The 26,270-nt window shown below is 62.6% G+C and carries 22 protein-coding genes; 13 read left to right on the top strand and 9 right to left on the bottom strand.

The annotated features are described in order from the left end of the window. Nucleotides 1-849: 849 nt before the first annotated feature. Entirely contained in the window at nt 850-2,100 is a 1,251-nt protein-coding gene (locus ACY9XZ_RS14475) for a glycosyltransferase family 4 protein (RefSeq protein ID WP_463457728.1), read from the top strand. Then, nucleotides 2,093-3,973 (top strand): heparinase II/III family protein, encoded by a 1,881-nt coding sequence (locus ACY9XZ_RS14470; protein ID WP_463457727.1) that lies wholly within the window; start codon nt 2,093-2,095, stop codon nt 3,971-3,973. The genes ACY9XZ_RS14475 and ACY9XZ_RS14470 overlap by 8 nt, the downstream gene beginning before the upstream one ends. A gap of 178 nt (nt 3,974-4,151) precedes the next feature. Here the strand turns inward: ACY9XZ_RS14470 and ACY9XZ_RS14465 are convergent, their stop codons facing one another. The 5 genes from ACY9XZ_RS14465 to ACY9XZ_RS14445 are packed head-to-tail and all read right to left on the bottom strand — an operon-like array spanning nt 4,152 to nt 8,175. Then, nucleotides 4,152-4,586 carry a PTS fructose transporter subunit IIB gene (locus ACY9XZ_RS14465; RefSeq protein WP_463457726.1) on the bottom strand — a complete coding sequence of 145 codons (435 nt, stop codon included), beginning with the start codon at nt 4,584-4,586 and terminating at the stop codon, nt 4,152-4,154. Beyond that, a complete protein-coding gene (gene ptsP / locus ACY9XZ_RS14460) occupies nt 4,583-6,268 on the bottom strand; it encodes a phosphoenolpyruvate--protein phosphotransferase (protein WP_463457725.1) in 1,686 nt (561 codons plus the stop codon). Before ptsP ends, ACY9XZ_RS14465 begins: the two co-directional genes overlap by 4 nt. Continuing rightward, nucleotides 6,261-6,548: an HPr family phosphocarrier protein gene (locus tag ACY9XZ_RS14455; RefSeq protein ID WP_463457724.1), complete on the bottom strand. Its 288-nt coding sequence runs from the start codon at nt 6,546-6,548 to the stop codon at nt 6,261-6,263. Before ACY9XZ_RS14455 ends, ptsP begins: the two co-directional genes overlap by 8 nt. Beyond that, the gene (locus ACY9XZ_RS14450) at nt 6,545-7,021 is read right to left on the bottom strand and encodes a PTS sugar transporter subunit IIA (protein ID WP_463457723.1); all 477 of its coding nucleotides are present in this window, start codon (nt 7,019-7,021) and stop codon (nt 6,545-6,547) included. The genes ACY9XZ_RS14455 and ACY9XZ_RS14450 overlap by 4 nt, the downstream gene beginning before the upstream one ends. 14 nt (nt 7,022-7,035) lie before the next feature. Then, nucleotides 7,036-8,175 carry a PTS fructose transporter subunit IIC gene (locus ACY9XZ_RS14445; RefSeq protein ID WP_463457722.1) on the bottom strand — a complete coding sequence of 380 codons (1,140 nt, stop codon included), beginning with the start codon at nt 8,173-8,175 and terminating at the stop codon, nt 7,036-7,038. 244 nt (nt 8,176-8,419) lie between these two features. On the opposite strand from ACY9XZ_RS14445, the gene ACY9XZ_RS14440 reads away from it, so the two are divergent. Continuing rightward, nucleotides 8,420-10,378 (top strand): archaea-specific SMC-related protein, encoded by a 1,959-nt coding sequence (locus ACY9XZ_RS14440; protein WP_463457721.1) that lies wholly within the window; start codon nt 8,420-8,422, stop codon nt 10,376-10,378. Nucleotides 10,379-10,427: 49 nt separating this feature from the next. Here ACY9XZ_RS14440 and rdfA read toward each other — a convergent pair whose 3' ends face one another. Next, nucleotides 10,428-11,024, bottom strand: coding sequence for a rod-determining factor RdfA (rdfA, locus tag ACY9XZ_RS14435; RefSeq protein ID WP_463457720.1), 597 nt, complete (start codon nt 11,022-11,024; stop codon nt 10,428-10,430). Nucleotides 11,025-11,332: 308 nt separating this feature from the next. Here rdfA and ACY9XZ_RS14430 point away from each other — a divergent pair, with 308 nt between their 5' ends. The 6 genes from ACY9XZ_RS14430 (at nt 11,333) to ACY9XZ_RS14405 (ending at nt 19,129) form a co-directional block, all read left to right on the top strand. Next, the gene (locus ACY9XZ_RS14430; RefSeq protein ID WP_463457719.1) at nt 11,333-12,025 is read left to right on the top strand and encodes a hypothetical protein; all 693 of its coding nucleotides are present in this window, start codon (nt 11,333-11,335) and stop codon (nt 12,023-12,025) included. Beyond that, entirely contained in the window at nt 12,022-13,332 is a 1,311-nt protein-coding gene (locus ACY9XZ_RS14425; RefSeq protein ID WP_463457718.1) for a hypothetical protein, read from the top strand. The genes ACY9XZ_RS14430 and ACY9XZ_RS14425 overlap by 4 nt, the downstream gene beginning before the upstream one ends. A 457-nt stretch (nt 13,333-13,789) precedes the next feature. After that, on the top strand, nt 13,790-14,422 hold the full coding sequence (folE, locus tag ACY9XZ_RS14420) for a GTP cyclohydrolase I (protein ID WP_463457717.1): 633 nt from the start codon (nt 13,790-13,792) through the stop codon (nt 14,420-14,422). A 384-nt stretch (nt 14,423-14,806) separates the two neighbouring features. Next, nucleotides 14,807-17,341, top strand: coding sequence for a GcvT family protein (locus ACY9XZ_RS14415; protein WP_463457716.1), 2,535 nt, complete (start codon nt 14,807-14,809; stop codon nt 17,339-17,341). A gap of 43 nt (nt 17,342-17,384) precedes the next feature. Next, nucleotides 17,385-18,158, top strand: a complete 774-nt coding sequence (locus ACY9XZ_RS14410; protein ID WP_463457715.1) for an electron transfer flavoprotein subunit beta/FixA family protein — start codon at nt 17,385-17,387, stop codon at nt 18,156-18,158. Nucleotides 18,159-18,160: 2 nt separating this feature from the next. Continuing rightward, complete coding sequence (locus ACY9XZ_RS14405) at nt 18,161-19,129, top strand: electron transfer flavoprotein subunit alpha/FixB family protein (protein ID WP_463457714.1); 969 nt, start codon at nt 18,161-18,163, stop codon at nt 19,127-19,129. A 52-nt stretch (nt 19,130-19,181) separates the two neighbouring features. Here ACY9XZ_RS14405 and ACY9XZ_RS14400 read toward each other — a convergent pair whose 3' ends face one another. Next, nucleotides 19,182-19,562: a cupin domain-containing protein gene (locus tag ACY9XZ_RS14400; RefSeq protein ID WP_463457713.1), complete on the bottom strand. Its 381-nt coding sequence runs from the start codon at nt 19,560-19,562 to the stop codon at nt 19,182-19,184. 150 nt (nt 19,563-19,712) lie between these two features. Here ACY9XZ_RS14400 and ACY9XZ_RS14395 point away from each other — a divergent pair, with 150 nt between their 5' ends. Beyond that, entirely contained in the window at nt 19,713-20,297 is a 585-nt protein-coding gene (locus ACY9XZ_RS14395) for a cyclodeaminase/cyclohydrolase family protein (RefSeq protein WP_463457712.1), read from the top strand. Nucleotides 20,298-20,382: 85 nt separating this feature from the next. Here ACY9XZ_RS14395 and ACY9XZ_RS14390 read toward each other — a convergent pair whose 3' ends face one another. Continuing rightward, complete coding sequence (locus ACY9XZ_RS14390; RefSeq protein ID WP_463457711.1) at nt 20,383-22,128, bottom strand: formate--tetrahydrofolate ligase; 1,746 nt, start codon at nt 22,126-22,128, stop codon at nt 20,383-20,385. 273 nt (nt 22,129-22,401) lie between these two features. Here ACY9XZ_RS14390 and folP point away from each other — a divergent pair, with 273 nt between their 5' ends. Further along, nucleotides 22,402-24,801, top strand: coding sequence for a dihydropteroate synthase (gene folP, locus ACY9XZ_RS14385; protein WP_463457710.1), 2,400 nt, complete (start codon nt 22,402-22,404; stop codon nt 24,799-24,801). A 25-nt stretch (nt 24,802-24,826) separates the two neighbouring features. Beyond that, on the top strand, nt 24,827-25,060 hold the full coding sequence (locus ACY9XZ_RS14380) for a hypothetical protein (RefSeq protein WP_463457709.1): 234 nt from the start codon (nt 24,827-24,829) through the stop codon (nt 25,058-25,060). Nucleotides 25,061-25,070: 10 nt separating this feature from the next. Here the strand turns inward: ACY9XZ_RS14380 and ACY9XZ_RS14375 are convergent, their stop codons facing one another. Then, on the bottom strand, nt 25,071-25,502 hold the full coding sequence (locus ACY9XZ_RS14375; protein ID WP_463457708.1) for a hypothetical protein: 432 nt from the start codon (nt 25,500-25,502) through the stop codon (nt 25,071-25,073). Nucleotides 25,503-25,608: 106 nt separating this feature from the next. Here ACY9XZ_RS14375 and ACY9XZ_RS14370 point away from each other — a divergent pair, with 106 nt between their 5' ends. After that, a complete protein-coding gene (locus ACY9XZ_RS14370) occupies nt 25,609-26,217 on the top strand; it encodes a hypothetical protein (protein WP_463457707.1) in 609 nt (202 codons plus the stop codon). Nucleotides 26,218-26,270: the final 53 nt, after the last annotated feature.

The raw sequence follows: 26,270 nt of genomic DNA, 5'->3' as shown, positions 1-26,270 counted from the left end.
TCAACGGTCTGTCGTACTGTTCTTCCACGGATGTGACTGACACCCTCAGGAGTCACCGTCCTATCTCGGAAGGTGAGTTGATATCCACTCTAGAGAAGTCCTGATGCAGTCGTCCCAACCAGATCCCGTTCGGTACTCGCTATACGTACTCGCTGAAGTCCGTCATATGAGTGTTGGTTTCTTTACCGATCGAAGTACTCGCACCCAGACTCCCCACGCCAATCGCTGCAGTTATCGCTGCTAATCCGAACTGGAAGAAAGCCCGCCTGTTAAGATGTGCTTTACCCCGTTCGTTTGCGCTCAGAGTGCTGTAGCTTCCCGAATTTCCTGCGTCGTCGTCAGCCGGTTTGTGCTTATCGAACATACACGTGTGTCTGAAGTAGGTATATGCTAATTAGCCGTTCTCACGCAGTATAAACACGTTACGTACGTATTTGTTACCGAATTGTGTGAAGTAGTTTCCGGATGATTTCAGATAACACACCGCCTCAATACGGAAGGGGTCAAATATGATATAGTAATTTAATTATATTTACAGTAGAGTATAATTACTAGACAGGCAGGTGGCGACTTATGCGGTTTCGCCTGTGGAATTGGCTGCGTGCCGGTCGGGAAGACAGTTACTAAAACCCCGAGATATGACATAAGCGAGTACGGAACGTCTGCAAACAGTATTGTATTGAGCTCGACTCGGGATTTCCCTGGCAGTATCAAACGTATACTAATATTCCCGTCAGAAGTACAGGGCAATGGTTCGATGTCGATAAACAGCGATAGGCCAACGAGCGAGGTGGCGACGTCGAGTAGGAATTATCCGGGAGTGGCGTACTTGTCACAAACAGTTCTCCGATGACGACTGACTGCGTCATCATCTCTCAGCGGTATCCCCCTGAGAAAGGGGGTAATGCGTCCAGAATCCACGACACAGCCGTCAATCTCGACGGTGACATCGGCGTGACAGTCCTAGCGCCGTCCCTCTGCTACCCGCCGGGGAACTTCGAAAGGAGTTGGGAGCGCAAGCGGACAGAGCGCGACAGCGGGGTGGTGATCCACCGGCTGTGGACGTGGCAGCCACAGCGGGAAAACCCCTCTCTGCTCCGGCGACTCCCTTACTACCTCCTCTTCGCACTCCATGCAGCGCTTTGGCTAGTCGTAAACTCCCGGCAGTACGACGTCGTCATGACATCTACACCACCGATCACCACTGGATTCCCCGGACTCGTAGCCGTCGCCATAGGGAAACCCTGGGTGATCGATGTGCGCGATCTTTGGATCGAGAACTCGATCGCCCTCGGATACATTGGGGCCAACAGCCTGCTTGTGAAAGCCGGGCGGGCATTCCAAACCCTCGCGTTACGCACCGCTGATCGCATTACGGTAACGACTGAGACGCTCGCTGACGCCGTTGCTGACGCCTATGGCAACCATCTGCGAGAACGGGTCCGGATCGTTCCAAACGGTGTCGACACCGACCGGTTCTCACCGATGTCTGTCACCGACGAGGAAGCCACCCGAATAGTTTACACTGGGAACATCGGAAGTGCGCAGGCGCTCGAACCGTGTATCCGGGCAATGCAACACGTTTCACCCGAAGACGCTGTGCTCCGACTGGTCGGCGATGGGGACGAAGTGTCCCGGCTCAAAGCGGTGACAGAGCGCCTCGATCTCGAAGACCGCGTCGAATTTGTCGGACTGGTGGATAGGGAACAGATCCCCGAGATTCTCAACGGTGCAACGGTCGGACTGGCCCCAATAAAAGACAGCCCAGAGTTGGACTACGCGATACCTACGAAGCTCTATGAGTACCTGGCGTGCTCGCTGCCCGTCGTCGTCACTGGGAGAGGGGAGATCAAACGGTTCGTGACAGATGCAAACGCGGGCATCCACACAGAACCCGACCCGGAACGTATCGCGGCAGCGATCGAGACCTTGCTTGAAAATCCCGATCAGCGGGTAACGATGGGTCAGGCCGGACACCGTCTCGTAACCCAAAAGTACGATCGGCAGGCCATCGCGGGCCGACTTGGCGGAGAACTCCGGATACTGACAACGGGCGAACGGCAGGAACCGTGCCCGACCCCAAGCCCTGACGATGACTGAGCCGCTTCAAGCGCTTCCGACGGCCGCCAGACTGTACGGGCATACGCTCACACGATTGGAACCCGCGCAGGTTCTCGGGATGGCCGAACGGACGACCCGTGACTCCGTGCTCGCGCGACTCCCGATCGATCTCGACGAGCGATACAACGCAGCGATCCCGCAAAGGCTCTCGGTGGCACCCGATCCGATCAAAGAAGACCTCGACTTGCTTCGGGCGGAACTCTCGGAGGCGACCGTCCAGGCGTCCCAGCGGCGGTGCCGCCAAGCAGCCGACGGTGACCTGACGTTTCTCAACAGAACGGTTCAGCTGGATTCCCCAGCCCACCCTGATTGGTTTGACGACCGGTTTGAAGACTATCCGCTTCTCTGGCCGCTGAAACTTTACTCGTTCGAACCCGTTCGATGGCTGACACTGGGATTCAACACCCCGCAGTCGGCACCCAATGGGGTCGTCGAAGTGTTCGATCAATGGGTTCGAGACTGGACCGAGAGCGTCGAAATCGGACGGCCTGGCTACCTTCGAAACGCGTGGACACCGTGGGCGGTATCACTCCGTATTCAAGCACTCGCCCGGTATCTAGCGTGGCGAACTGGTGGCAGCCAGGACAGCGTTTCAGAGGGGCTCACTGCGGCACTTGCGCGAGAGATATATCGGAATTCGCTCTTCCTCGCGAACCACGTCGAGGATGATGTCGGCGGGAATCACCTCGTCGAAAACGGGCTCGCATTGCTCACTGCCGGACTTCTCTTCCCAGAATGTGACAAATCATGGGTTTCACGTGGACTATCGATACTCGGCCGTTCCGGGGCTACACAGTTCCTCTCCGACGGCGGCCATTACGAACGGTCGCCGATGTATCACTCGATTGTGACAACGCGATACGTGACAGCGTGCTCTATGCTGGCAGCCAGTGATTATACAGTCCCGACCTGGCTGACAGCGATGACAAAACAGGCCGTGGCGTATCTCCGATATCTCTGTCCACCAGACGAACGGATTCCGCTGTGTAACGACGCCGTGTTCGGTCAGGCGTTCCCCCTTGCGGACTGCTTAGCGTACGCTGACGCCGTCGGATTCGGACCCGATGGCCGGCCAGTCCGGCCACACAGTCCCACGCGGGGCGAGACAGGCTACTACTGGCTCAACACGGACCACGGGCGACTGCTGGTTGACGGTGGCCCCGTTGGGCCACCCCATCTACCCGGTCATTCCCACAACGACATGCTGAGCGTGCTGCTTTGGGTCAACGAACAGCGCGTGCTTACCGACACTGGTGTGTATGATTATGGCAGCAACGAGCGACGGCAGTACGCCAGAAGCATCGCCGGACACAACACGGTCCAGGTCGGCGATAGGGAGCCGATAGAGATCGGTGGAAAGTATCTGATGGGTGCGCGGACGGAGCCGACGGTACAATACGAAGAGGCGGATCCAACGCTGTTCAAGGGGAAATACGAGACAGCCACACGCGCACCAGCGTCGTACCGGCACGACAGGACAATCCTTGCGGCGGAGAACTGGTGGCTTGTCAGGGACACACTCCAGGGACCCGATACTGAGACGGACCCGAGCGTTTCCCGCCTTCATTTCCATCCGAACATGGCCGTCACAGTCGGTGAAACCGGAACAGTACGAGCGACTCACCGAGCGGCCACCGATGATGACCCACCATTGCTCAGCGTTCACCCGCTGGGCGTCGATGACGTTCGAACGACTACAACCGAATATTTCCCCGAGTTTGGCGTCGCCCGAGAGCGACAAACAGTAGAATTACGGTCCGATCCCGAACCGGGAACCACAGCCTTGGGGTATCTACTCGTCCCAGGGACCACCGATGACGGAGCATCTGGCCTCTCGATCCAGAGTGAGTGATACTCACCAACTGGCAGGGATCGCTAGCCACCGATGCAAGTTCTGTATAGACGACTACAAACGGGAGGTACTCCGCGTTACCCAGTTCCAGTCAGTTCTCAACCCAGTCGCGGAGAGTGAGTATCCAGATCCGGTACAGCCAGGAGGAGATCGCTCGTGTCAGGACGAGAAAACCACGTCAGCTAAACAGACGCTTCAGTCGGGCCACCAGACTCTTCGAGCGGTCACCGCCGCGACGGCGCTGCTGGTTGGCCCCCGTGTCGGGGGATTCGGAACTCTCGACCTCGGAATCGGTGTTCGGTGGGTCGCCGTCGGCAGCCTCGATGGCGTCAGCGATCATCCCTTCGGCGTCGTTAACGGCATCCTTGACGGTGCCTTTGATTAACGGGACGCCGCTGAATCGGTCCTGACTGACCGACGTGTCCGAGGCGATGATGACGGCGTCGGCGGCTCCGATGTCCGCGTCGGAGAGTTCGTTCTCCGCCCCCATCGCGCCCTGGACTTCGACCTTGATGTCGTGGCCTAGTTCTTCCGCGGTCTGTTCGAGGTTCTCGGCTGCCATCTGACTGTGTGCGATACCAGTCGGGCAGGACGTGACTGCGACGAGTTTCATATGTCTAGTGTGGTGTGGACTTCACTGCGCGTTGCTGCGAGTCGGGCGCGGTCCGCGCGCTCGCTCGCGGCGCTGTACTCGGTTTCGCTGATGGCCGTTTTGACTTCCGGAATCGTCACAGCGCTCATGCTGAGTTCGTCCAAGCCGAGCCCGACGAGGAGTTCCGTCAGGTCGGGGTCGCCGGCCATCTCACCGCACATCCCGACCCAGGCGTCTTCGGCGTGGGCCGCCGTGACCGTCCGGTGAATCGCGCGGAGGACGCCCGGGTGTGTGGGGTCGTGCAGGTCGCCGACGCGCTCGTTCTCGCGGTCAGCGGCCATGACGTACTGCGTGAGGTCGTTCGTCCCGATAGAGAGGAAATCGACGCGTTCGGCGAGTTCGTTGGCCATGAATACGGCGCTTGGCGTCTCTATCATAACGCCGACTTCGGGATCGGTAGTCTCGGCCGCACGGCCTTCAACATCGGCCGCTGCCGCGTCCAGCGCGTCGAGAGCCGCGTCAAGTTCCTCAACCGTGGCGACCAGCGGGAACATGATCGCGAGGTCACCGGCCCCGTCTGCAGCAGCGCGCAGGAGCGCCCGGAGTTGCGTGGCGAAAAGGTCCGAATCGGGATCGAGCGAGCGACGGATCCCCCGCTCCCCGAGGAAGGGGTTTTCCTCATCGGGCAGGTCGAGGTATGGGATTCGCTTGTCCCCACCGATATCCAGCGTCCGCACGACGACGCGCCCCTCCGGGAATGTATCGAGAGCGTCGCGGACAGCCTCGTACTGCTCGTCTTCCGAGGGCGGCGTCTCCCGATCCAGAAAGAGGAACTCGGTCCGGTAGAGGCCGACGCCGTCGGCCCCCCGCTCTGCCGCGGGTTCCAGTTCCGCCGGTCGGCCGACGTTGGCCGCAACCTCGACGTATCGGCCGTCAGTGGTTTCGACGGACTCGTCGACGATAGCTACTCCCGACCCGCGGGCAGCGGCCGCTCGCTCGGCATCATCAGGACCAACCAGTACCGTTCCGGTGTCGCCGTCGACCACGATCTCTTCGCCACCCTCGACGGTTTCTAGATCTTCGCCGACACCGACGACGGCTGGCAGAGCCAGCGAACGGGCGAAAATGGCTGCGTGGGACGTCCGGCCGCCAGTGACCGTGGCGAACCCGGCGACGCGCTCCGGATCGAGTTGCGCCGTGTCGCTGGGCGTTAACCGCTCGGCGAGAACGACACTGCCCTCCGGGAGGTCACCGAGATCGACCCGCTCGCCGTCCGTCAGCAACCGGAGGAGTCGATCACGAACGTCGCGGAGGTCGTCCGCGCGCTCGGCCATCCGCCCGTCCATGCCCTCGAACTGCTCGATGTGTTCACCGAACGCGGCGTCGACGGCGTTCGCTGCGGGGAGCCCATCGTCGATCATCGTCTCGACGGCGTCCTCGATGGTCGGGTCTTCGAGGAACTGGATATGCGCGTCGAACACCGCGGCCTCGTCCTCCCCGACGCGTTTGGCGGTCGCCTCGCGTTCGGACTCCAATTCGGCGCGGGCGGTGTCGACGGCGTCGGCGAACCGCTCAACCTCCGTCTCCGGATCGACGTCCGTATCCTCCGGATCCGGGAGCGCGATATCCTGACCGTACCAGACGATCGAGCCGACACCGGAACGGGGCGTCGCGCCGGTCCCGTGGAGCGTGCGTTCAGCCATCGTCGCTGTCTAGTTCGTCTTCCGGTGTTGTCAGTATTCGCTCCAGTTGGTCGAGCACTGCCTCCGCATCCGGGCCATCGGCGACCAGTTTGATGTCGTCACCCTGGCCGACACCGAGGCTGGTGACGGCGATCATACTCGCCGCCTGTACGAGATCACCGTCCGGTCGACCGGCCGAGACCTCGGCGTCGTGGTCGTTGACGGCCTGGACGAACGCCGACGCCGGCCGGGCGTGCAGGCCCGCTTCCGGGACAATCGTCACCGTGCGTTCGACCGTCATGCGATAGCCTCCCGGAGCGCCTCCTGGACGGTCGCTTCGTCCTCCGCTTCGTGGAGGCGGTCCCGAACGTCATCATGCATCAGGGCCCGAGAGAGGGAGCTGAGGATGTTGAGATGTTCCTCCCCGCCTGCTTCCGGGACGAGGATCATGAATATCAGCGTCGCCGGCTCGCCGTCCATCGAGCCGAAGTCGACGCCCTCATCGGAACGCACGAAGGCGAGCGACGGGCCGTTCACGGCGGCAGTCTTCGCGTGTGGGATGCCGATCCCCATGCCGACGCCGGTCGTGGTCTCCGATTCGCGTTCAAGCAGCGCTTCGAGCGCTTTCTCGCGGTCCTCGACCCTGTCGCCCTCGACCAGCAAGTCGAGCAGATACTCGATACACGCTTCCTTCTCGGCGGGTGGTTCGGACAGCGAGATGTGGCTGGCCGGAATGAGCTCGTCGATGTCGTCCACTGGGATTGCGTCTGTCATTGTAGTCACCGTGGTTAATCGTCCGTCGGTTGCGCACTGTTCGTCTCCGCCCCGGCATCGACACGGTCTTCGAAGTCCGGCTTGATAACCGTCGCGACGACGGCCGTCACAAGCGAGCCAAGCAGGATGCTACCGAGGAACGCGAGCGGCTGGTTCGACAGCAGGACAACGAAGATGCCACCGTGGGGAGCAGGCATCGTGACGCCCAGAGCCATCGAGGTCGCACCGCCGACGGCGCTGCCGGCCACGATAGCCGGGATGACGCGGAGCGGGTCCGCGGCCGCGTACGGAATCGCCCCCTCGGTGATGAACGACAGGCCGAGCACGATGCCGCTTTTCCCGTTCTCGTACATCTCCGCCGCGTACTTGTGCGGGGCGATGAAGTTCGAGAGGGCGAGGCCGATCGGCGGGATCATCCCGCCGATCATCACCGCGGCCATCGGCGCGTAGATCTCTTCAGTGATGAGCCCTGTCGCGAACACGTAGGCGACCTTGTTGACCGGACCACCCATGTCGAAGGCCATCATCCCGCCGAGGATGAGCCCGACGACGATAGCCTGGCCGCCCTGCATCGACTGCAGGAAGGCAGTCAGGCCCTCGTTGGCGAGTGCAACGGGGACGCCCAGAACGAACAGCATGATGGGCGTCAGGACGGCCATCGTCGCGACGGGGATGAGCAACACCGGCATCATCGGCTGGATGAAATCGGGGACGTCGAGGTTCTTGAAGAAGCGGGCGACGTACCCGGCCAGCAGGCCAGCGACGATGGCTCCGAGGTAGCCGGCACCGGCCTCACCGCCAGAGATGCCGATTACTGTCGCCGCTTCGGCGACGACGTTCCCTTGCTGGAGAATGTATGCCAACAGGAACCCCGGAGCCAGCCCCGGGCGGTCGGCGATGGCGTACGCGATGTATCCGCCCAGGATCGGCACCATGATCGTCAGCCCGGCCACGCCGATCTGTGCGAGGAACCAGCCGGCCGATCCGGTGTTCTCGAACACTGCCTGTGTGTCCCCTATCGCGTACGCGACGGCGAGGAAGATACCCCCGATGGTCACGAAGGGGATCATGAACGATACGCCCGTCATCAGGTCCTCCTTGACGGAGGTTACGTGAGAGCGAAGGACGCTCTCGGCCCGGTTTTGATCTGTCATGGTCAACGACGTCCACAGCTACGCCTATTGGGTGATATAAAGGTACACGTTTGAGCGTGTTATTTATCGATATTGACCGATATATGGATTTGGACGATTGTTTCTGCATGGAACTAGAACCACAAGCTCAGTTGAATAACAGACATATGGCTGTTAGCCGGTTGCAACTATTGGGGTGAAAATCCGTCTGTTCGATGCCACGCGCGCCATAGTGTTTATACTCGTGACTCGCCCACGTCGAGACATGGGTTCACTCTCGGTGTCCGGGGAGGTGGCTACAGTCACCGTCGAGAAGATCGGGGGGATCGACGAGACGACAGTCGAGGTCCCGCCAGGGGTGACTGTGCTGCAGGGCCGGAACGCGACCAATCGGACGTCGTTTCTCCAGGCGGTGATGGCCGCCCACGGGAGCGAGTGGGCGAGCGTGAAAGGCGACGCCGACCAGGGACACGTCGAACTCTCGCTTGGGGGAGAGACGTACACCAGAACACTGACCAGAACCGCCGAAGGGGTCACCGGGTCGGGCCTCGGCCTTCTCACTGACCCCACAGTTGCGGACCTCTTCGCCTTCTTGCTGGAAGACAACGAGGCCAGGCGAGCCGTCGAGCGGGGTGGCGACCTCCGGGAGGTCATCATGCGGCCAGTCGACGTGGCGTCTATCCACCGACAGATACGTACAGCCGAGCGGCGCAAGGAAGAGATCGATGCTGAACTCGACCACATTGCGTCGCTCAAACGTGACCTCCCCGACCTCGAACGGCAACAGGCAGACCTCCGCGAGGAGATTACCGAGACCAGAGATGACCTACAACGCGTCGAGGAACGGATCGACGAACGGAACGTAGATTTCCAGACGACCCAGGAAAACAGGGACGAACTCGAGACCGCGCTCGATGAACTCCAGGCGACTCGGTCCGAACTGAAACGCGTCCGCGACGATATTCAGTCGGAACAGGAGAGTATCGCGGCGTTGCGCGACGAACGTGGTCGCCTGGCGGTCGAACGATCTAGCCTTCCGGAATCACCTGACGAACGACTCGAAGCGCTCGAATCGGACATCGAACGGCTCCGGGAGCGAAAGCGAGAGCTTTCAGAGTACACGACTCGGCTGCAGAACGTCATCGGATTCAACGAGGAACTACTGTCCGGCGAACACCGGGAGATAACTGATGCTATCGATGCGAAGCCCGAGAGTGTGGGCGACATCACGGACCAGCTCTATCAGGGGTCAAAGACGACCTGCTGGACCTGTGGCTCGCGAGTGAAACCGGCGCGTATCGAGTCGACGCTCCAGAGTATGCGTGACCACCTGGAGGAGTCGGTTTCGGAGATCGATGATATCGAAGCCGAACTCGATGAACTGACCGATCAACGTGACGATATTGCGGAGACACGCACGCGAGCGCAGGACCTCACAGCGACAATTGAGGAGGTCGACGCCGAAATCGAGCGCCGACAGACGGCTGTTAACGACCTCCGGGAACGACGCAACAACCTCTCCGCCCGCGTCGAAGACCTTGAGGAGCGGGTCACGGCGCTTCGGACGGAGGAATTCGACGAAGTGCTCGACCTCCATACGAAAGCGAACGAACTAGAGCTGAAGCTGGATCGCCTCGAATCAGAGCGAGACGAGGTAAGCGAGGAGATCGCCGAGATAGAGTCGGAGATCCGCCGGAACGACGAACTGGCCGCCCAGCGGGAAGACGTGGTTGAGGAACTGATCGATCTCCGGTCACGTATCGACCGCCTCGAAGCCGATGCGACCGACCAGTTCAACGAGAAGATGGACGACCTGCTCGGTATTCTCGGCTACGGCAACGTCGAACGGATCTGGCTCGAACGGACCGACACGCCCGATGACCCGGTCCGCGACAGCGACGACAGCGTCACGGGATCGACGTTCACGCTCCACGTCGTCAGGAGCACCGAGGGCGGCACTGTCTACGAGGACACGGTCGGCCATCTAAGCGAGAGCGAACGCGAAGTGACCGGGCTCGTGTTCGCACTCGCCGGCTACCTCGTCCACGAGGTGTATGAAGAAGTCCCGTTCATGCTGCTTGACTCGCTGGAAGCGATCGACTCCGAGCGCATCGCCTCGCTCGTCGACTACTTTGCGGAGTATCCCGCCTATCTCGTCGTTGCATTGCTCCCCGAGGACGCGCAGGCGCTCCCGGATAGCTACAACCGGATTACCGACATCTGACGGGGTTCGGCCTCCGCGCAGGAACCGGATGTCTCAATTCGAGACACTCTCATTGACAGTTACAGCCGCCGCGGTCGAGCAGGTCGCTGATGCTGAACCGCGCCCCGCAGTCCTGGCAGCGAATATCGATGCTCACGAACACTCGGTACTCCCCGACGCTGAGTTTGTCAGCGGTGTGCAGTCGGTCGACCGTATCCCGGACGATCGTCTCGACGCGACTGCGGAGGCGGTCGATAGTCCCCCGTTCGCGTTCGACCTGCTCGGCCCCCGTGTCAGGGTCGTAGCTCACGTCGCGCACGTTCCTCAGATAGTAGCGAATCGCCTGGTACGTGACGAACTCGCGTTCCAGCCTGTCGACGTCGATGCCGGCCCGTTCGAGCCGGTTCCGCGCTTCGATCCGTTTCCCCGCACTGACATCGTCGGCGGTCAAGAGTCGATAGAAGTTCGCCGGTTCCCCATCGATGACGTCCATCCCCGCGTCGCGGATCGCAGCCACGAGCAGGGCCTGATTGAATCGGTCGGCGAGGTCACGGAGACTCTGTCGCTCCTGGTTGTCCCCGAGCCACGCCTGTTCCAGCTCCGCGCCCATCGACTCCAGTCCGTACGTGTCGATCAGCTGTGCGACTTTCGACTGCTCTGACCCCATTATCGCCGGAACGTGTTGGCCCGGTTTAGCCGTTATGTTGCTGTGTCTCGGCTGCGATCCGCAGTCAGCAGCTAAATCAGTTCGTTGAACCAGGTGCCGCTATTGAAGTCCGATTTGTTTCTAGATATCCCTTTACTCAACTATTTTAACCGTATTTGTCTATACACAAACACCATACACAGAGATACTTGATCTGATTACGATTTAAACAGCATAGAAACCGTGTTTCGGGACAGAGAAGACGCTCCGAACATCGCTCATCTACCACGAGGATTTTATACCTAACAATACAAGCGGGAACCTGCACGATGGTCCCCTCCACCCGACGTGCCCTCCTCCACAGCGCTTGCGGGCTAGCGACGATGCTGGCCGGCTGTAGCGGGATGTTCGAGGGCAGCGACGTATCGACACGTACTGTATCCGAAAACGACGATTCAGCCGCGCCAGGGGCTGGTACGGTTTCCGACCCAGAAGCGGTCGTATCCCGCGTGGACACCGACCGACGACCGGTCTGGCTCGACGATGGTGACGGGCGGCCAACCGAGAGCCGACATTCCCGTCGATTGGTGTCCGAGATTATCGATACAGCATCTAAAGCCGACCAGATTACTCTCGCCGAAGAAATGGACCGCTCGACAATCGACTCCTTTCTGGATGAGACTGACTTCGAAACGGAGACCGTCTATCTCCAGAGTGCGATTGTCGAAGAGTGTTTTCGGCTGACGCTCTGCCAGATTAGCTGGACGACGGATAAAATCTCGACCGACTACGGCCGAGTGAGCCGTCCCTACGACGAACCCTGCACAGCAGGCAACGAGGTGTACTCGGTGTGGTTCATCCGGATCCCCGACACACTCAACGCCGACGATGTCTCCAGTTACTCCTCTTCTATCGGCGGCAGCGGCTGCGAGGGCCAGCGGGCGAGTGCCGAAGGCGAAGGTGGTGGCGGCTCAGCACCGAATAGTGACCGCCGGACCTGGACTGGTGGTGAGCAGGCATGATCGACCACACGTCCGAGACAGACGAGGAATGGACCCGGATGACCCGTCGTGGTGTGCTTGCGGTAGCTGGGGCCAGTGCCATCGCCGGCTGTAGCAGTATCGACAGCGTGGGCGGTGGGAGCGAAGCAACGATCGATGCTCACAATCTGCCCGATATCCAGCGCGACGAAGAGCAAGAGGTCCCAGTACCCCCGTCGGTCCCCGTCAACATCGCAAGGAGCCATTTCGACACCGCCCGAGAGCGGGTTCGCTCGCTTCTGGCGACGCTTCCGACCCCGCTCGGTTCCGACGAGATACCGAACGGCCACATCCGCAAACACCTGACGGATGCCGCCAGCGATGCCTCGGACGGACTCGACGATGCCCGGACGGCCCGAACCGGGTTGATGGCGCTCCGGTCGCTGCGGTCGGCCCGCGAACACGCCCGCTACGCCGCTACGGGATGGAGCGTGGCCGAGAGCGGCCGTACCGCTGCTCCGCTCCGAGAGGAACACAGCCAGACCGTATCAGCGGCCCGCAAAACCCGACAGGAACACGAATACGTCGGCACGGACCCAGTGCGGGCGGCGCTGGTCCACGCCCGCATCGAAGCGGGACTGGAGCGGGCCAGTGAAACGGATGTCATGCCAAGAGCGGAGTCGGAGTTGCTGTCGGTCGCCGAATGGGGCGAGACGGCCGAGTCTGCACAGGCGTATCTCAGTGACGCTCGCCACATGCAAGCGCAGTTCACTGCCTCGCTCCCGTCCGACGCCGGGACGGTCAGGCCGACGCTGACCGACGCGGCGGAGACATTGCTGGCGGACGTCCGCGACAGGCAGGCGGACCTGCCGCCGGAAACGGCCGCCGACGACCGCTCTCCGGGGCAGATGGTTCTGGACGAACTCCGCTGGAGGGCCGAAAGCGGTATCAGCCGCCTCACGGATGGCGTCGGGCCCGCCAGCGCCGTCGTGGATGCAAACGGCCGCCTCGCCCGGTTCCGAGCGCTCGAACGCATTCAGGACCGTCGGGAAGCTGAAGAACTCGCTCGGCCGTCGGACGGGACAGCGGTTCGCGACATCAGGGAAACCGCCTACGATGCACTCACCGCGGCCCTCGAAACGAGTTCACAGCCGGAACTGGTCCGGACGGTTCTCGTCGACGCCGGCCACAAGGTCATGGCCGCTGACCGTGGATTGACCCATTATCAGGGCGAGATCACGGCGTCCACGCTCGACAGAAGCGTCGCGGACTACTGGCACGCGACGGCGCTCGCCCGTTCGGCGTCAGCAGCGACCCAACAGACCGTTTCGGCGCTGCAGCCAGACTGAAACGACATTGGGGCAATAACGCCACAGTTGGTTCGGCGGTCAGCGGCTACATGCCGCCCCGACTGTTATTTGGCTCCTTCTGCAAATTAGGTCGTTAATACTGGCAAGAACTGCGGAGCTAATGTTGGTACGATTGTTATTCTTGGGGCTATGAACGCCTGCCCGACATCGAATGGTTTGTCGCTATTCCTGAGGGACACCGCCCTACAGAGATCAGGGCCCCAGCAGCATTCACCACTCTCATCGTCAGTGGTATCGGTAGACTGGTGATAGAGCGGACCTACTGGATTCAGTCAATACCTACGACCTACGCTCAGGGTTTTGCCAAGCGGCACCAGTACACGACAGTCATAGTAATCAACATGTTGTGGTGGAAATCACACTGTCACCGTTGTCATTCGAGTCTGAAGTAATGGGGACAGAGGCTTTGTACGTCGAGTCCTCGTTTTTAGCTGTAATGGATTCCCGGGAACAGGAGCCAACACACCAGCACGATACTGCGACCCAACCGACGGATGGCTTCGACGAAGAGAAGGCGCGACGCGGCGCTCGCCTCCTGCTCGAAGCCGCTGGCCGCGATCCCGATTCGGCGGGGCTATCGGACACGTGGAGCCGGCGTGTCCCGGAAATGTTCGAGACGCTGACGGAGGGCTCCCGGTCGGAGTCCGGACCGGTGATGCGGACGTTCGATGCGGAGACCGACGGTCTCGTCGTCAAGAACGGAATCCCGCTCCACAGCATGTGCGAACATCATATGCTCCCCTTTCATGGTGTTGCCCACGTGGCGTACAGGCCCGGGGAGGAGATGGTTGGGCTGTCGAAGCTCATCCGGTACGTCCGGTGGCAGTCGCGCCAGTTGACGACACAGGAGACGCTCACGCGAGACATCGCGGTCGGGCTGGCCGAGGAACTCGACGCGCACGGTGTCGTCGTCGAGGTTACTGCAACGCACATGTGCGAAGTGATGCGAGGTATCGAGACCGAGACCGAGACGACAACCAGAGAGCACGTCGGAACTATCAGCGATGCCGACCGCACGCAGTTCAGGGAGTCGATTCGTCGACACGCCGCCGGGCATGGCGGCCGCTGATAGTCAGCGACAGCGTCCCGGTTGACGGGATTCCGGCTTCTGGGGGTCCAGTCGGGACAGTCGTTCGTCGTCAGCGGGAGTACGAAGCTTATCGTGTTATGATATTGAACGGATGAGTTCCCAATCTGTCTTCACCGGTCCCGGAACACAATCGCGAGCCCGTCACCGGGTACATCGAGCAAAACAGGATGCTTGCAGATGGTAACAGCCTGAATATGTGCCACTTTCCGGAAGTCAGCACCCCGGTAGTATTTAAATCGCCACAGAACTGTGGTTCTTTCTTCATTCCCGAAAGGGGCCACCCTCAAAACGGACGATGTTGAGACCTGTCACCACGAGAGGCGAGCGTACAGTTCGGTCCGCCAGCATGCGGGTGAGACCGCGATGAGTTCGAACTCGCTGCCGTCAGCGGCGAAGACAGTAATCATCGGTGGCGGTATCGTCGGGAACAGTCTGGCGTATCACCTCGCCCGGATGGGGCGAGAGGACATCGCGATCCTGGACAAAGGGCCGTTGCCCGACCCCGGTGGGTCGACCGGTCACGCCTCGAACTTCCTGATGCCGGTGGAACACTCGAAGGAGATGACCCACCTCACCCGCCGGAGCATCGAGCAGTACAAGGACATGGACACGTTCACCAACAGCGGCGGCATCGAGGTGGCACGCACCGAGGAGCGGGTCGAGGAACTGAAACGACGCATGCAGTCGGCGAAGGCGTGGGGAGAACCGGCGGAGCTGTTGACCCCCGAGGAAGTCGAAGAACTCGTGCCGTACGTCAACACTGACCTGATCGAGGCAGGGTTCTACAGCACCGGCGCGGGCACCTGTGACCCGCTCCGGGCCGGCGAAGTGATGCGAGCGCGAGCAGAGGAGTACACCGAGGGCGGTCTGCACGTCTCGCCCAACACCGAAGTGCTCGACCTCCACGTCGAAGGCGGATCGATACAAGCTGTCGAGACCGACCGCGGGACCATCACGGCCGACGAGGTGGTCATCGCGGCCGGGCTCTGGAGCCCGAAGTTGGCCGAGATGGCAGGCGTCGAGATTCCGCTGACACCGGCGGTCCACCAGATGGTCAGCGTCGGCCCGATCTCCTTCTTCGAGGACTACGAGGGCGAGATCTCGTTCCCGGTCGTCCGCGACATGGACACGCAGATGTACGAGCGCCAGCACGGGAACGACCTCGAAGTCGGGTCGTATCAGCACCGGCCGATACTCTGGGACGTCGAGGACATCCCGTCTATCGACGAAGCGCCGCTGTCGCCGACACAGCCACCGCTGACCGAGGACGCCTTTGAGCAATCGATGGCCGACGCACTGGAGATCGTCCCGGAACTGCTTGACGGCCCAGCAGCCGGCATCCGCCACGAAATCGACGGCCTGCTCTCGCAGACGCCCGACGGTGCGCCGCTGCTGGGCCCGCTGCAGGACGTCGACGGACTCTGGTCGTGTGCCGCGATCTGGATCAAGGAGGCTCCGGCCATCGGCGAGGCGGTCGCCCAGTGGATGACGCGTGGCTGGTCTGGCATCGACCTCCACGGGGCCGACGTGAACCGCTTTTACGAGTACGGGAACTCCCGTTCGTTCGTCAAAGACCGGGCCAGCGAGGGGTTCCAGAAGATCTACGACATCGTCCACCCGGCCGAACAGTACCAGTCGGCGCGGGAGCTCCGGACGAGCCCGTTCTACGAGAAACAGGCCGACCTCGACGCGGAGTTCTTCGAGGCGGCGGGCTGGGAACGGCCGCAGTGGTACGAGTCGAACAGCGACCTGCTGGACCGGTACGAGGACGAACTCGCCGAGTTCCAGCGACCGAACGAGTGGGACTCGCGGTGGTGGTCGCCGATCATCCTCGCTGAGCATCTCCACACCCGCGAGCACGTGTCGATGATCGGCGATATGTGCTTCAGCATCTTCGACTTCCGCGGGTCGGACGTCGTCGACTACCTCGAACGGATGGCCGTGGGCCGCGTCGACGTCGACGTCGGCAAGACCGTGTACACGCCGATTCTCGCCGAGAACGGCGGCTTCGTCTCGGACCTGACTATCGCCCGCCTCGGCCCCGAACACTACCGGGTCGTCACCGGCGGTGCGGCGGGCGGGAGCGACCGGGCCTGGTTCGGCGAGCACATCCCGGACGACGCCGACGTGACGATGATCGACCGGTCCGAGTCGCTGTGCACCCTGGGCGTCTGGGGACCGAACGCCCGCGACATGGTCGACAGCGTCACCGAGGAGGACATGTCCCACGACGCGTTCGAGCCGTACACGGCACGGGAAATCACGGTCGGCGAGGTCGATGCCTGGGCGATGCGGCTCTCCTACATCGGCGAACAGGGCTGGGAGATCTACGCCCCGATGGGCCAGGGCCGCCGGCTCTGGGACGTGCTCTGGGAGGCCGGCCAGGACCACGACGTCCGACCGGCCGGCATGGGCGTCTACGGGACGACCGGCCGCCTGGAGAAGGGGTACCGGTTGTTCGGTCACGAACTCGAACTGGAGTACAACCCGGCGGAAGCGGGGCTCACCTTCCACGGCGTCAAGGACGCCGATTTCATCGGGAAGGAAGCCTACGCGGAGGCTATCAACGAGGAGAACACCGCCACGCTGTGTACGCTGTCCGTGGACGACCACGCCCCAGAGGGCGGCGAGCGCCGCTTCATGCTCGGGAACGAACCGGTTCTCGACGAGAACGGGGACGTCCTGGTCGACGACGAGGGTCGTCGGTCCTACGTCACCAGCGCCGGGACCGGTCCGAGCGTCGGCAAGCACCTCCTCATGGCGTACCTCCCGCAGTCTCACGCCGAAGAAGGGCGGAGCCTCCAGGTCGAATACATGGGCCAGCAGTACCCGGTGACGGTCGAAGTCGTCGGGAGCCGCCCGCTGTTCGACCTGGAGAACGAGCGCATCAGGAGCTAGCACAGCCAGTGAACCGACACCAATCGAACGACGGAGACACGACATGGACACCGTAGCCTGCATCAAGCGCGTGCCGGACACCGGCGCGAAACTCACACTGACCGACGACGAACAGGAGATAGATACGAGCCATCTGGGGTTCACGATATCGCCCCACGAGGAGTGCGCTGTCGAGGAAGCGATCCAGGTGGCCGACAACCACGACGGGACGGCCACCGTACTGTCGCTCGGGCCAGCGGACGCCGACGAGCAGCTCCGGACCGGGCTCGCGATGACGGCCGACGAGGCGGCGTTGCTGGAAACCGACGGTGAGGAGTGGCAGCCCCGCGAAACGGCGACGGCCCTCGCAAACGCCTTGAGCGACGACGCCGGCACCGACCCGGCTTTCGACCTCCTCCTGTTCGGCAACGAATCCGCCGACGTAGCGAACCACCAGGTCGGGGTTCGCGTCGCCGAGCGATTGGACGTCCCCTTTGTCGCGGGCGTGACGGACCTGACGGTCGAGGAGGGGACGGCCGTCGCCGAGCGCGACGTGACCGGCGGGACCGAGGTGTACGAACTCGAACTCCCAGCCATCGTTGGCGTAAAGGAGGGACTCAACACGCCCCGCTACGCCTCGATGCGCGCCAAGATGCAGGCGCGCAAGCAGTCTATCGAACGGCGGGACCCGGTCATCGGTGAGTTCGACGGGGCTATCGAGAAAGTCCGGCTGGAAGCGCCTGAGAGCACGGACGGCGCAGCCGAGGTGCTCGGCGAGGGGACGGACGCCGTGCCCGCAGTCGTCGACCTGCTCCGGGACGACCTGGAGGTGGTTTAACAGTGATACTGAGCCTCGTCGAACACGCGGGCGGAAGTCCCGAAGAGTCCTCGCTGGAGGCGCTCACGCTGGCTCGGGAGCTAGCGACGGCGACCGACACAGCACTCGAAACCGTCGCCTTCGGCGATGAAGCGGCAGCACTCGGGGACCATCTCGGCGAGTATGGCGTCGAGACGATCCACCGCGTCGCTGACGACCGGCTGGACACGTACGCGCCTGAGGCGTGGGCGGAGAGCATCGCCCAGTTGCTCGACGCCGCGGACCCGGACGCGGTCGTCGCTCCGGGGACCGACCGCGGACAGGAGGTGCTGGCCCACGTCGGCGCGAAGCGTGACCTGCCGATGGCGGCCAACTGTCTCGACGTCGAGGCCGGCGACGTGTACGAACTGTCGCGCCAGCGGTGGGGCGGCAGCCTCGTCGAGCACGCCCGCCTGGACAGCGAAACGAAACTGTTGACGGTGGCTGCACACGAATTCTCGACGGAGACGGCGGCAGCGACAGCTGAGACGACAGTCCAGACCTTCAAACCGACGCTCGGCGAGAGCGCGTTCCGGGTCAGCGTCGACCGCGTCGAGGAGTCCGACGAGACCGGTGTGTCCCTCGGCGAGGCCCGGGTCGTGATCGGCGGCGGGCGCGGCGTCGGCGGCCCGGAGGACTACGACAAGCTGGAGACGCTGGCCGACAGCCTCGGCGGAACCGTCGGGGCGTCGCGAGCCGCCGTCAACGAGGGCTGGCGGCCACACGACGACCAGATCGGACAGACAGGAACGAAGATCAGCCCGGACCTCTACGTCGCCTGTGGCATCAGCGGCGCAGTACAGCACATGGTGGGCTGTAAGGGTGCGGACAACATCCTGGCGATCAACACCGACCCGGAAGCGGCCATCATGCAGAAGGCCGACTACGCCGTCGTCGGCGACCTCCACGAGGTCGTGCCGGAATTGAACGACGCGCTGGGAGACGGGGGCTGAGACGGTCGGTCGTTCCATGTGCGGACTTGACTAATGGGCTGGCCGCCTCAGCTCATTCTTTGACGACGTAGTCCCCGAAGTTCTCGACAGTCCCCACGGGCGGCGCACCGAAGGCGAGCCAGACGTGTGTTTCATTGGTGTGGTTACAGAGGTTCCGGACCGTATCCGGGTGGACGCGGACGATCCCGCCCTCGGGGACATCGTGGACGTCACCCTCGATAGCTATCTGTCCGCCGGTCGTCGCGACGAACACCTCTTCCTGCCCGTCGTGCGTGTGCGGTGTCGTCACCGAGCCCGGCTCGACGATGACCTGATTCACCCGCATCTCTGTACAGCCGAGCGGGTCCGTGAGCTTCCGGACATCGGTATCACAGGTGTTGAACTGTTCCGTCGGTACCGTCGCTGGCTGGACAATTTCGTACGAAGACGCCATACACCGACTTGACACAGTTCGGACATAGCCTTTGTGTCAGGATGGCCCACGCGGACCGAATACCGTCGGGGAAATCATTAGGCGAGTGGGCCGAGAGTGCCGTGGTATGGACAGGCGATCACAAATAGCGGTCAGTGCTGTTCCCGACAGATGACGTTCGCGGACCAGCCTATCGGCGAGTTCCTCGACGGTGTCGCGTCGGGCCAGGTGACTCCGAGCGGCGGTGCAGTCGCAGCCATCGGCGGCGCGATGGGCGCGGCGCTCTGTGAGATGGTCTGTATCCACACCGCCAGCACAGTGGAAGCGGCTACTGAACTGAGCGGGGTTGGTGACACTCTGGCCGACCACCGTGAGCGGTTGCTCGCCCTCGCCGACGAGGACGCGACAGCGGTCGACGCGGTCGGGGCCGCGTTCGAGTCCGGAGACGACGACAGGGTTCAAGCGGCCTCGAAACGCTCGACGGAGGTGCCACTGGAGACGGCCGAGGTCTGTCTCGACGTCGTCGAGCATGCCGGCACGGTGACTGCGAAGGGAACGCCGGTCGCCGTCCCGGACGCGGCTGTCGGGGCGCTGCTCGCGGCGGCGGCGTTACAGGCGTCCGTCTCGACTGTCAGGGCCAATCTCGATATGATAGACGACAAATCATTCGTGGCGGAGATGAAACAGCGGGCAGACGAGGCAGAGGCGGCCGGTGAGGCGGCGCTCGAAGAAGCGGTCGCAAACGCGGAGAACTGAGCGTCGTCAGCCCGTCGAACGCCGAGCGGCGTCCACTAAGAACCGAGAGGACGGATCGCAGGAGCTGGGACGCGAGGCCGGTTCGTCAGAACAGCCCCGAAATGTTACCGTCTTCGTCGATGTCCATGTCGGCGGCAGCCGGTCGGGCCGGCAGGCCAGGCATCGTGAGCGCGTCGGCCGTGAGAGCGACCAGGAAGCCCGCACCGGCGGACGGGTACACTTCGCTGATTTCGAGTTCCCAGCCCTCCGGCGCGCCCTTCTTGCTGGCGTCGTCGCTCAGCGAGTGGAACGTCTTGGACATGACGACCGGGTAGTCGTCGAAGTCGAGTTCGTTCATCTGCTCGATGTCGTCGAGCGCGCCGCCGGTGTATTTCACGTCGTCAGCGCCGTAGATTTCGGTCGCGACCGTCTGGATCTTCTCCTTGATGCTGTCCTCGTCTTCGTACAGCATCCGGAAGTCCTCCTCGTCGCTCTCCTCGGTCGCCTCGATGACGTTCTCCGCGAGGTCGACGCCACCCTCGCTGCCGTCTGAGAACACGTTCGATTCCGCGGCACGGACGCCGAGATCGTCGCGGCAGTGGTCCAGTACGGCCTGTATCTCCTCGTCGGTGTCGTCCGGGAAGCGGTTGACCGAGACGACGACCGGGACACCGAACTTCTGGAGGTTCGTCGCGTGCTTATCGAGGTTCGAGAAGCCGGCCTCGACGGCTTCGACGCCCGCCTCGTCGATTTCGTCGTAGTCGACCGGCCACTGATCGAGACCGTGGTACTTGAGCGCGCGGACCGAGGCCACGAGGACGACGGCGTTCGGCGTCATATCGCCTTTACGACAGACCACGTCCATGAACTTCTCGGCCCCGAGATCGGAGCCGAAACCGGCCTCGGTGACGAGGTAGTCGCCCATGCCGAAGGCGGTCTTGTCGGCGACCAGCGAGTTCGTCCCGTGGGCGATGTTCGCGAACGGGCCGCCGTGGACCAGCGCTGGCGTCCCCTCGATAGTCTGGACGACGTTCGGCTTGATTGCGTCACGGAGCAGCATCGTCGCTGGCCCCGTCGCCTCGATATCTTCGACCGTGACCGGATCCCCGTCCTCGTCGTAGGCGACGATGATACGACTGACTCGTTCTTTGAGGTCGCCAAGGTCACTTGCCAGACACAGCACGGCCATCAGTTCTGAAGCGGCGGTAAGGAGGAAGCTGTCCTCCCGCGGCGTCCCGCCGGTTTCCCCGCCGAGGCCGACAACCATCTCTCGGAGCGCGCGGTCGTTCATGTCGATGGCCCGCGGCCAGGCGACGTTGTTGATGTCGATATCTAGGTCGTCACCCTGTGATATTTTCGCGTCGAGCATCGCGGCGATGAGGTTGTGTGCGGAAGTGAGCGCGTGGAGGTCGCCGGTGAAGTGGAGGTTGATGTCCTCCATCGGCAGTACCTGCGACCGGCCGCCGCCTGCTGCGCCGCCTTTGACGCCGAACACCGGGCCGAGCGACGGTTCCCGGATGGCGATCATCGCCTCCTCCCCGACGTGATTGAGGGTCTGTCCGAGGCCGACGGTCGTTACCGTCTTGCCTTCGCCTTTCGGCGTCGGCGTCATTCCGGTTACCAGAACGAGGTTCTGCTCCTTGTTCTGGGACTGATCGCGGAGGCGCTCGATGGCGTGCTGTTTGACTTTCGCGGTGTATTCCCCGAAGTACTGGAGGTCGTCGAGGCCGAGTCCCCACGGCTCGACCAGTTCCCAGATCGGTTCCATGTCGGTCGACTGGGCGATATCGTAGTCCGTAGGAATCGGCTCCTGGGCCTCTTCGGTCGGGGATTGCTCATCCTGTGAAGACATCTCGGCTAGCCCTTCCCTGCACCGTCGTAATAATGTTAGTGAACCTGACACTACCGGGATAGGATGTGTTCGAGCCGGCGCTCCAGGCCACACAACCCTCATCATGTACTTCCGCTTACGAGATTGGTTCCGGAGGTGTCTGCGGAAAGAGCGACGGCGACCGCGAATCCGGGAGGTTCAGTGCTACTCGACCGAAGACTTCGGGCAGGAATCCGGACCGCCACAGAGCACTGCGGCGATACATTAATCATGCCGCCGGCGACCAGATATGGTATGGAGTACCACGAGTCGGCGGACTACCTGCAGTCGCTACAGCGTCGTCGGCCCAAGCTGGGGACCGATACGACGGCGCGAATGCTCTCACATCTCGGGGACCCGGAGGACAGTTTCGACAGCGTGCAGATCGCCGGATCGAACGGAAAAGGCAGCACGGCTCGCATGACTGAAAGCGTACTCAGGGCCGCCGGGCTGGACGTCGGGCTGTTTACCTCACCGGGGTTGAACGGGTTCCGGGAGCAGATCACGGTCAACGGTGGTCGGGTACCGAAAGAACGGGTCAGGGAGTTCGTCGAACGGATCGCGCCCTGTATCGACCAGTTGGTTGCCGAGGACGACAAGCCGACGCATTTCGAGGTACTCACCGCCCTGGCGCTCTATCATTTCGATATCGAGAACGTCGACGTGGCAGTGCTGGAAGTCGGCATCGGCGGCCGGTACGACGCTACAAGCGCGGTCGACCCCGTCGCCAGCGCCGTCACCAGCATCAGTTTAGAACACACCGACCTGCTTGGCGACACAGTCGAGGAGATCGCTCGGGACAAAGCACAGGTCGCACCCGGAAACGCCCCGCTCGTGACCGGAACGACCGGCGCAGCCCTCGATGCGATCCAGGGAATTACCGACACCATCACTGTTGGTGGTGAAGGGGCTGATGTCACGGCCGTCGAAAACGGCATGCGCTCGGCCGTCGAGAACCGCATCTCCCTCACGGGGCCGGATTGGGCCCTCGAATCGAACCTCAAACTGCTCGGACAGCACCAGGCCGAAAACGCCGGCGTCGCCGCGACGCTGGCCCGACAACTCACCGACGTAGACACAGAAACGATAACCGAGGGGCTGCGGGCCGCGACGCTGCCGGGGCGGTTCGAGGTCCGGTCGACCGATCCGATGGTCGTCCTCGATGGCTCCCACAACCCCGGCGCGATGGCGACGCTGGCGACACTCATCGAGCGATACGACTACGACGACCTCCATGTGGTCTTCGCCGCAATGGAAGACAAGGAGTACGAGCGGATGATCGCGACGCTTCCAGCCGTCGAGACGGCCTTCGCGGCGCGACCGAAGGTGGACCGAGCCGCGAGTACGGAGTCGCTCGCTGCGGCGTTCGAGGGCCAGGCAGCCCATGTCAAGCAAGTCGAGTCCGTCCCCGAGGCGACCGAGCGGGCGATAGCGGCGGCCGGAGCGGACGACTTCGTGCTCGTGGCCGGCTCACTCTACGCAGTCGCCGAAGCACGGGACCGCTGGAGCCGGCTGGTCGTTCCCAAAGAGACGCTGCAGCAGGCGTCGGCGGGCGGGACCGCTGGATCAGGAGGTGAAGCCGATATCCGCCGACACGTCCTTTCGGTCACGGTACGGCGCGACCAGGCAGGCGTCGTCAAACAGCAGTTCGAGGACTGCGGCGGCACCTGTACCTGTTCGACTGTCGGGACGCCGGAGAAGCTCGTCGACGCGACGCTGTCGGGAACGCCACGACAGTTTCGACAGCTCATCAGTCGACTAAGTTCGGCGGGGCTGGGGCTCGGTCGGCTCGCCACGCAACTCGAAGGCACGCTGTCTGACAGGTCGTTCGAGCCACCGTTCGATAGTGACCAAGCGGCCGTGATGGGTATTCTCAACGTTACGCCGGACAGTTTCTACGACGGCGGCGAGTACAACCGCCGCGATCTCGCAATCAGTCACGCGGAACAGATGATCGAGTCCGGGGCGGATATCGTCGACATCGGCGGCGAGAGTACCCGGCCCGGGGCCGACCCGGTAGCCGTCGAAACGGAGATAGACCGCGTGGTGCCCGTTATCGAGGCCGTTTCGTCGCTCGATACGACTGTCTCCGTCGATACCCGAAAAGCCGCCGTCGCTGACGCGGCGCTGGAGGCCGGGGCCGACATCGTCAACGACGTGTCGGGACTGTCGGACCCCGAGATGCGGTTCGTGGTTGCCGACCACGACGCGTCCATCGTCCTGATGCACAGCCTCTCAGCACCAGTGGATCCCGGCCGGGCGGTGACCTACGACGATGTCGTCGACGACGTGCTACGGGATCTCACAGAGCAGATACTGCTCGCCGAGCAGGCCGGCATCGACCGCGAGCAGGTTATCGTCGACCCCGGCTGTGGGTTCGGGAAAAACGCCGCCGAATCGTTCGAACTCGTCGACCGGCTCCAGGAGTTCCACGCGCTCGGCTGTCCAGTGCTGGTCGGGCACTCCCGGAAGTCGATGTTCGCCGACATGAGCGACGCAAGTACCGACAGGCTGCCACCCACCCTGGCCACGACGGCATTAGCCGCTGAGCGAGGGGCCGACGCTGTCAGAGTCCACGATGTCTCAGAGAACAACGCCGTTCTCAAGACGGTCTCAGCGACGGCGTCGGGACCGTCCCGGCTTCGACAACAGTGATACCTGTGCAGCCCGAAGGGTGTGTATGGTACAGTTTCCGGTTCAGCTCGGTTCGGGGCTGCTCGAATCCGTCGGGCAGCTGGCGGCAGTCGCTGGAACCGTCGTTCTCCTGCTGATACTCGTCGGTCTGGGTGCCTTCGCGTACAAGAGCGTCGTCGGCGAGGGTGTCCGTTGGCCCGAAGAAAGAGAAGAGGCGGACAGCGAGAACGAGGACGGCGTCGTGCAGGGTAGCCGTGAGGACGACTGGAAGTACTACTGAGGACGACGTTTCAGTCGGTACTGCGGTCGTAGGAGTGCTCGAACTCCCAGTGGTACCGACAGTCCGTACAGGTCGCCCACTCGGGGATATCGAACCGCTCGGGGTGGCGTTGCCCGTGTTCCATCCGGCTCCGACAGACCGGGCAGGTGAGATACAGAAGCTCCAACTCGGCGAACTCGTCGTGGCTGTACTCGCCGACACACCGCGGACAGTCGATGCTGTCACGCGCGTTGTGCTGGAAGATTTCCGACTCGCATCGCGGACACTCGACCGTCGCCGGCGGCCGTCTCGCCCACCCGATGTCACCGTCGTACGTCGTCGTTGCCGTGTCCATGCTCGACAGCCTGAACTTGTTCGGCCCGTCACTCCGCTGAAGTGGCGCGGCGACCCGCTTGCCGACCCAGACAAGCTTTGAGAGCAGAACTGCGAGCCATCCAGACACTGTCACATGGTATGTATTCTGACGGCTTAAATTTCCGGGCAGTACCGACGCTGGCCCGGTACCAGGCGGTCGATAGGTTTTCACGGCGACCCACGGTATGTGGCGTATGAGTGTTGAGGCAGTTGTCAGCGCTGCGCCGACCGTCACGGGACTGACGGCAGCTACTTGGACGCCCGTCGTGGGACAACTGGAGCCCGCCGTTGCCGCGGAACTATCCAGGCCGCTTCGGGCACTCGTGTCGTTCGTTCTCGTTCTCGTGTCCGGCGCGGTGATACTCCAGTTGCGGCGGGGCGCAGTCGACGACGCTATCGATGCGATTTCGGACAGCCCGGCGACTGCCGTCGTCTATGGCATCGCCGGGTATGTGATAATCGCGGTTGTCGGTCTCTACGGGGCGACAACGCTTGCCAGTTTCAGTGTCGCTGGCGGGATACTGGTCCGTATCGTGATCCTCATCGGGAGCGCGTTCGCCCTGATACTCACGAGCTTCGGGTTCCTCGTCGTCGGCACGCTGCTTAATGATGTCTTCGGCAACCGTCGACCGTCACGGGGGCTGCTCATCGGAGCAACTCTCAGTGCTGTCACGTGGCTCCTGTTTTCACCCGCCGGCAGTATCGCGTCCAGTCTCGCCATCGCCGCCTTCGGGATCGGCGGCTCTGTCCGGGTCTGGATACACTCCGAGCGGACGGTCGAGACAGAGGTAGACGCCCGCTAGCGCGAACTGCCTGTCTGTCCAGGAGCTGTCACTGCTGGTCGCGTCGAAAACGT

This window comes from Haloarcula sp. HT12 (assembly GCF_055271655.1).
Note: the sequence above shows the minus strand (reverse complement) of the source record. Positions and strands in the feature narration are given on the sequence as shown.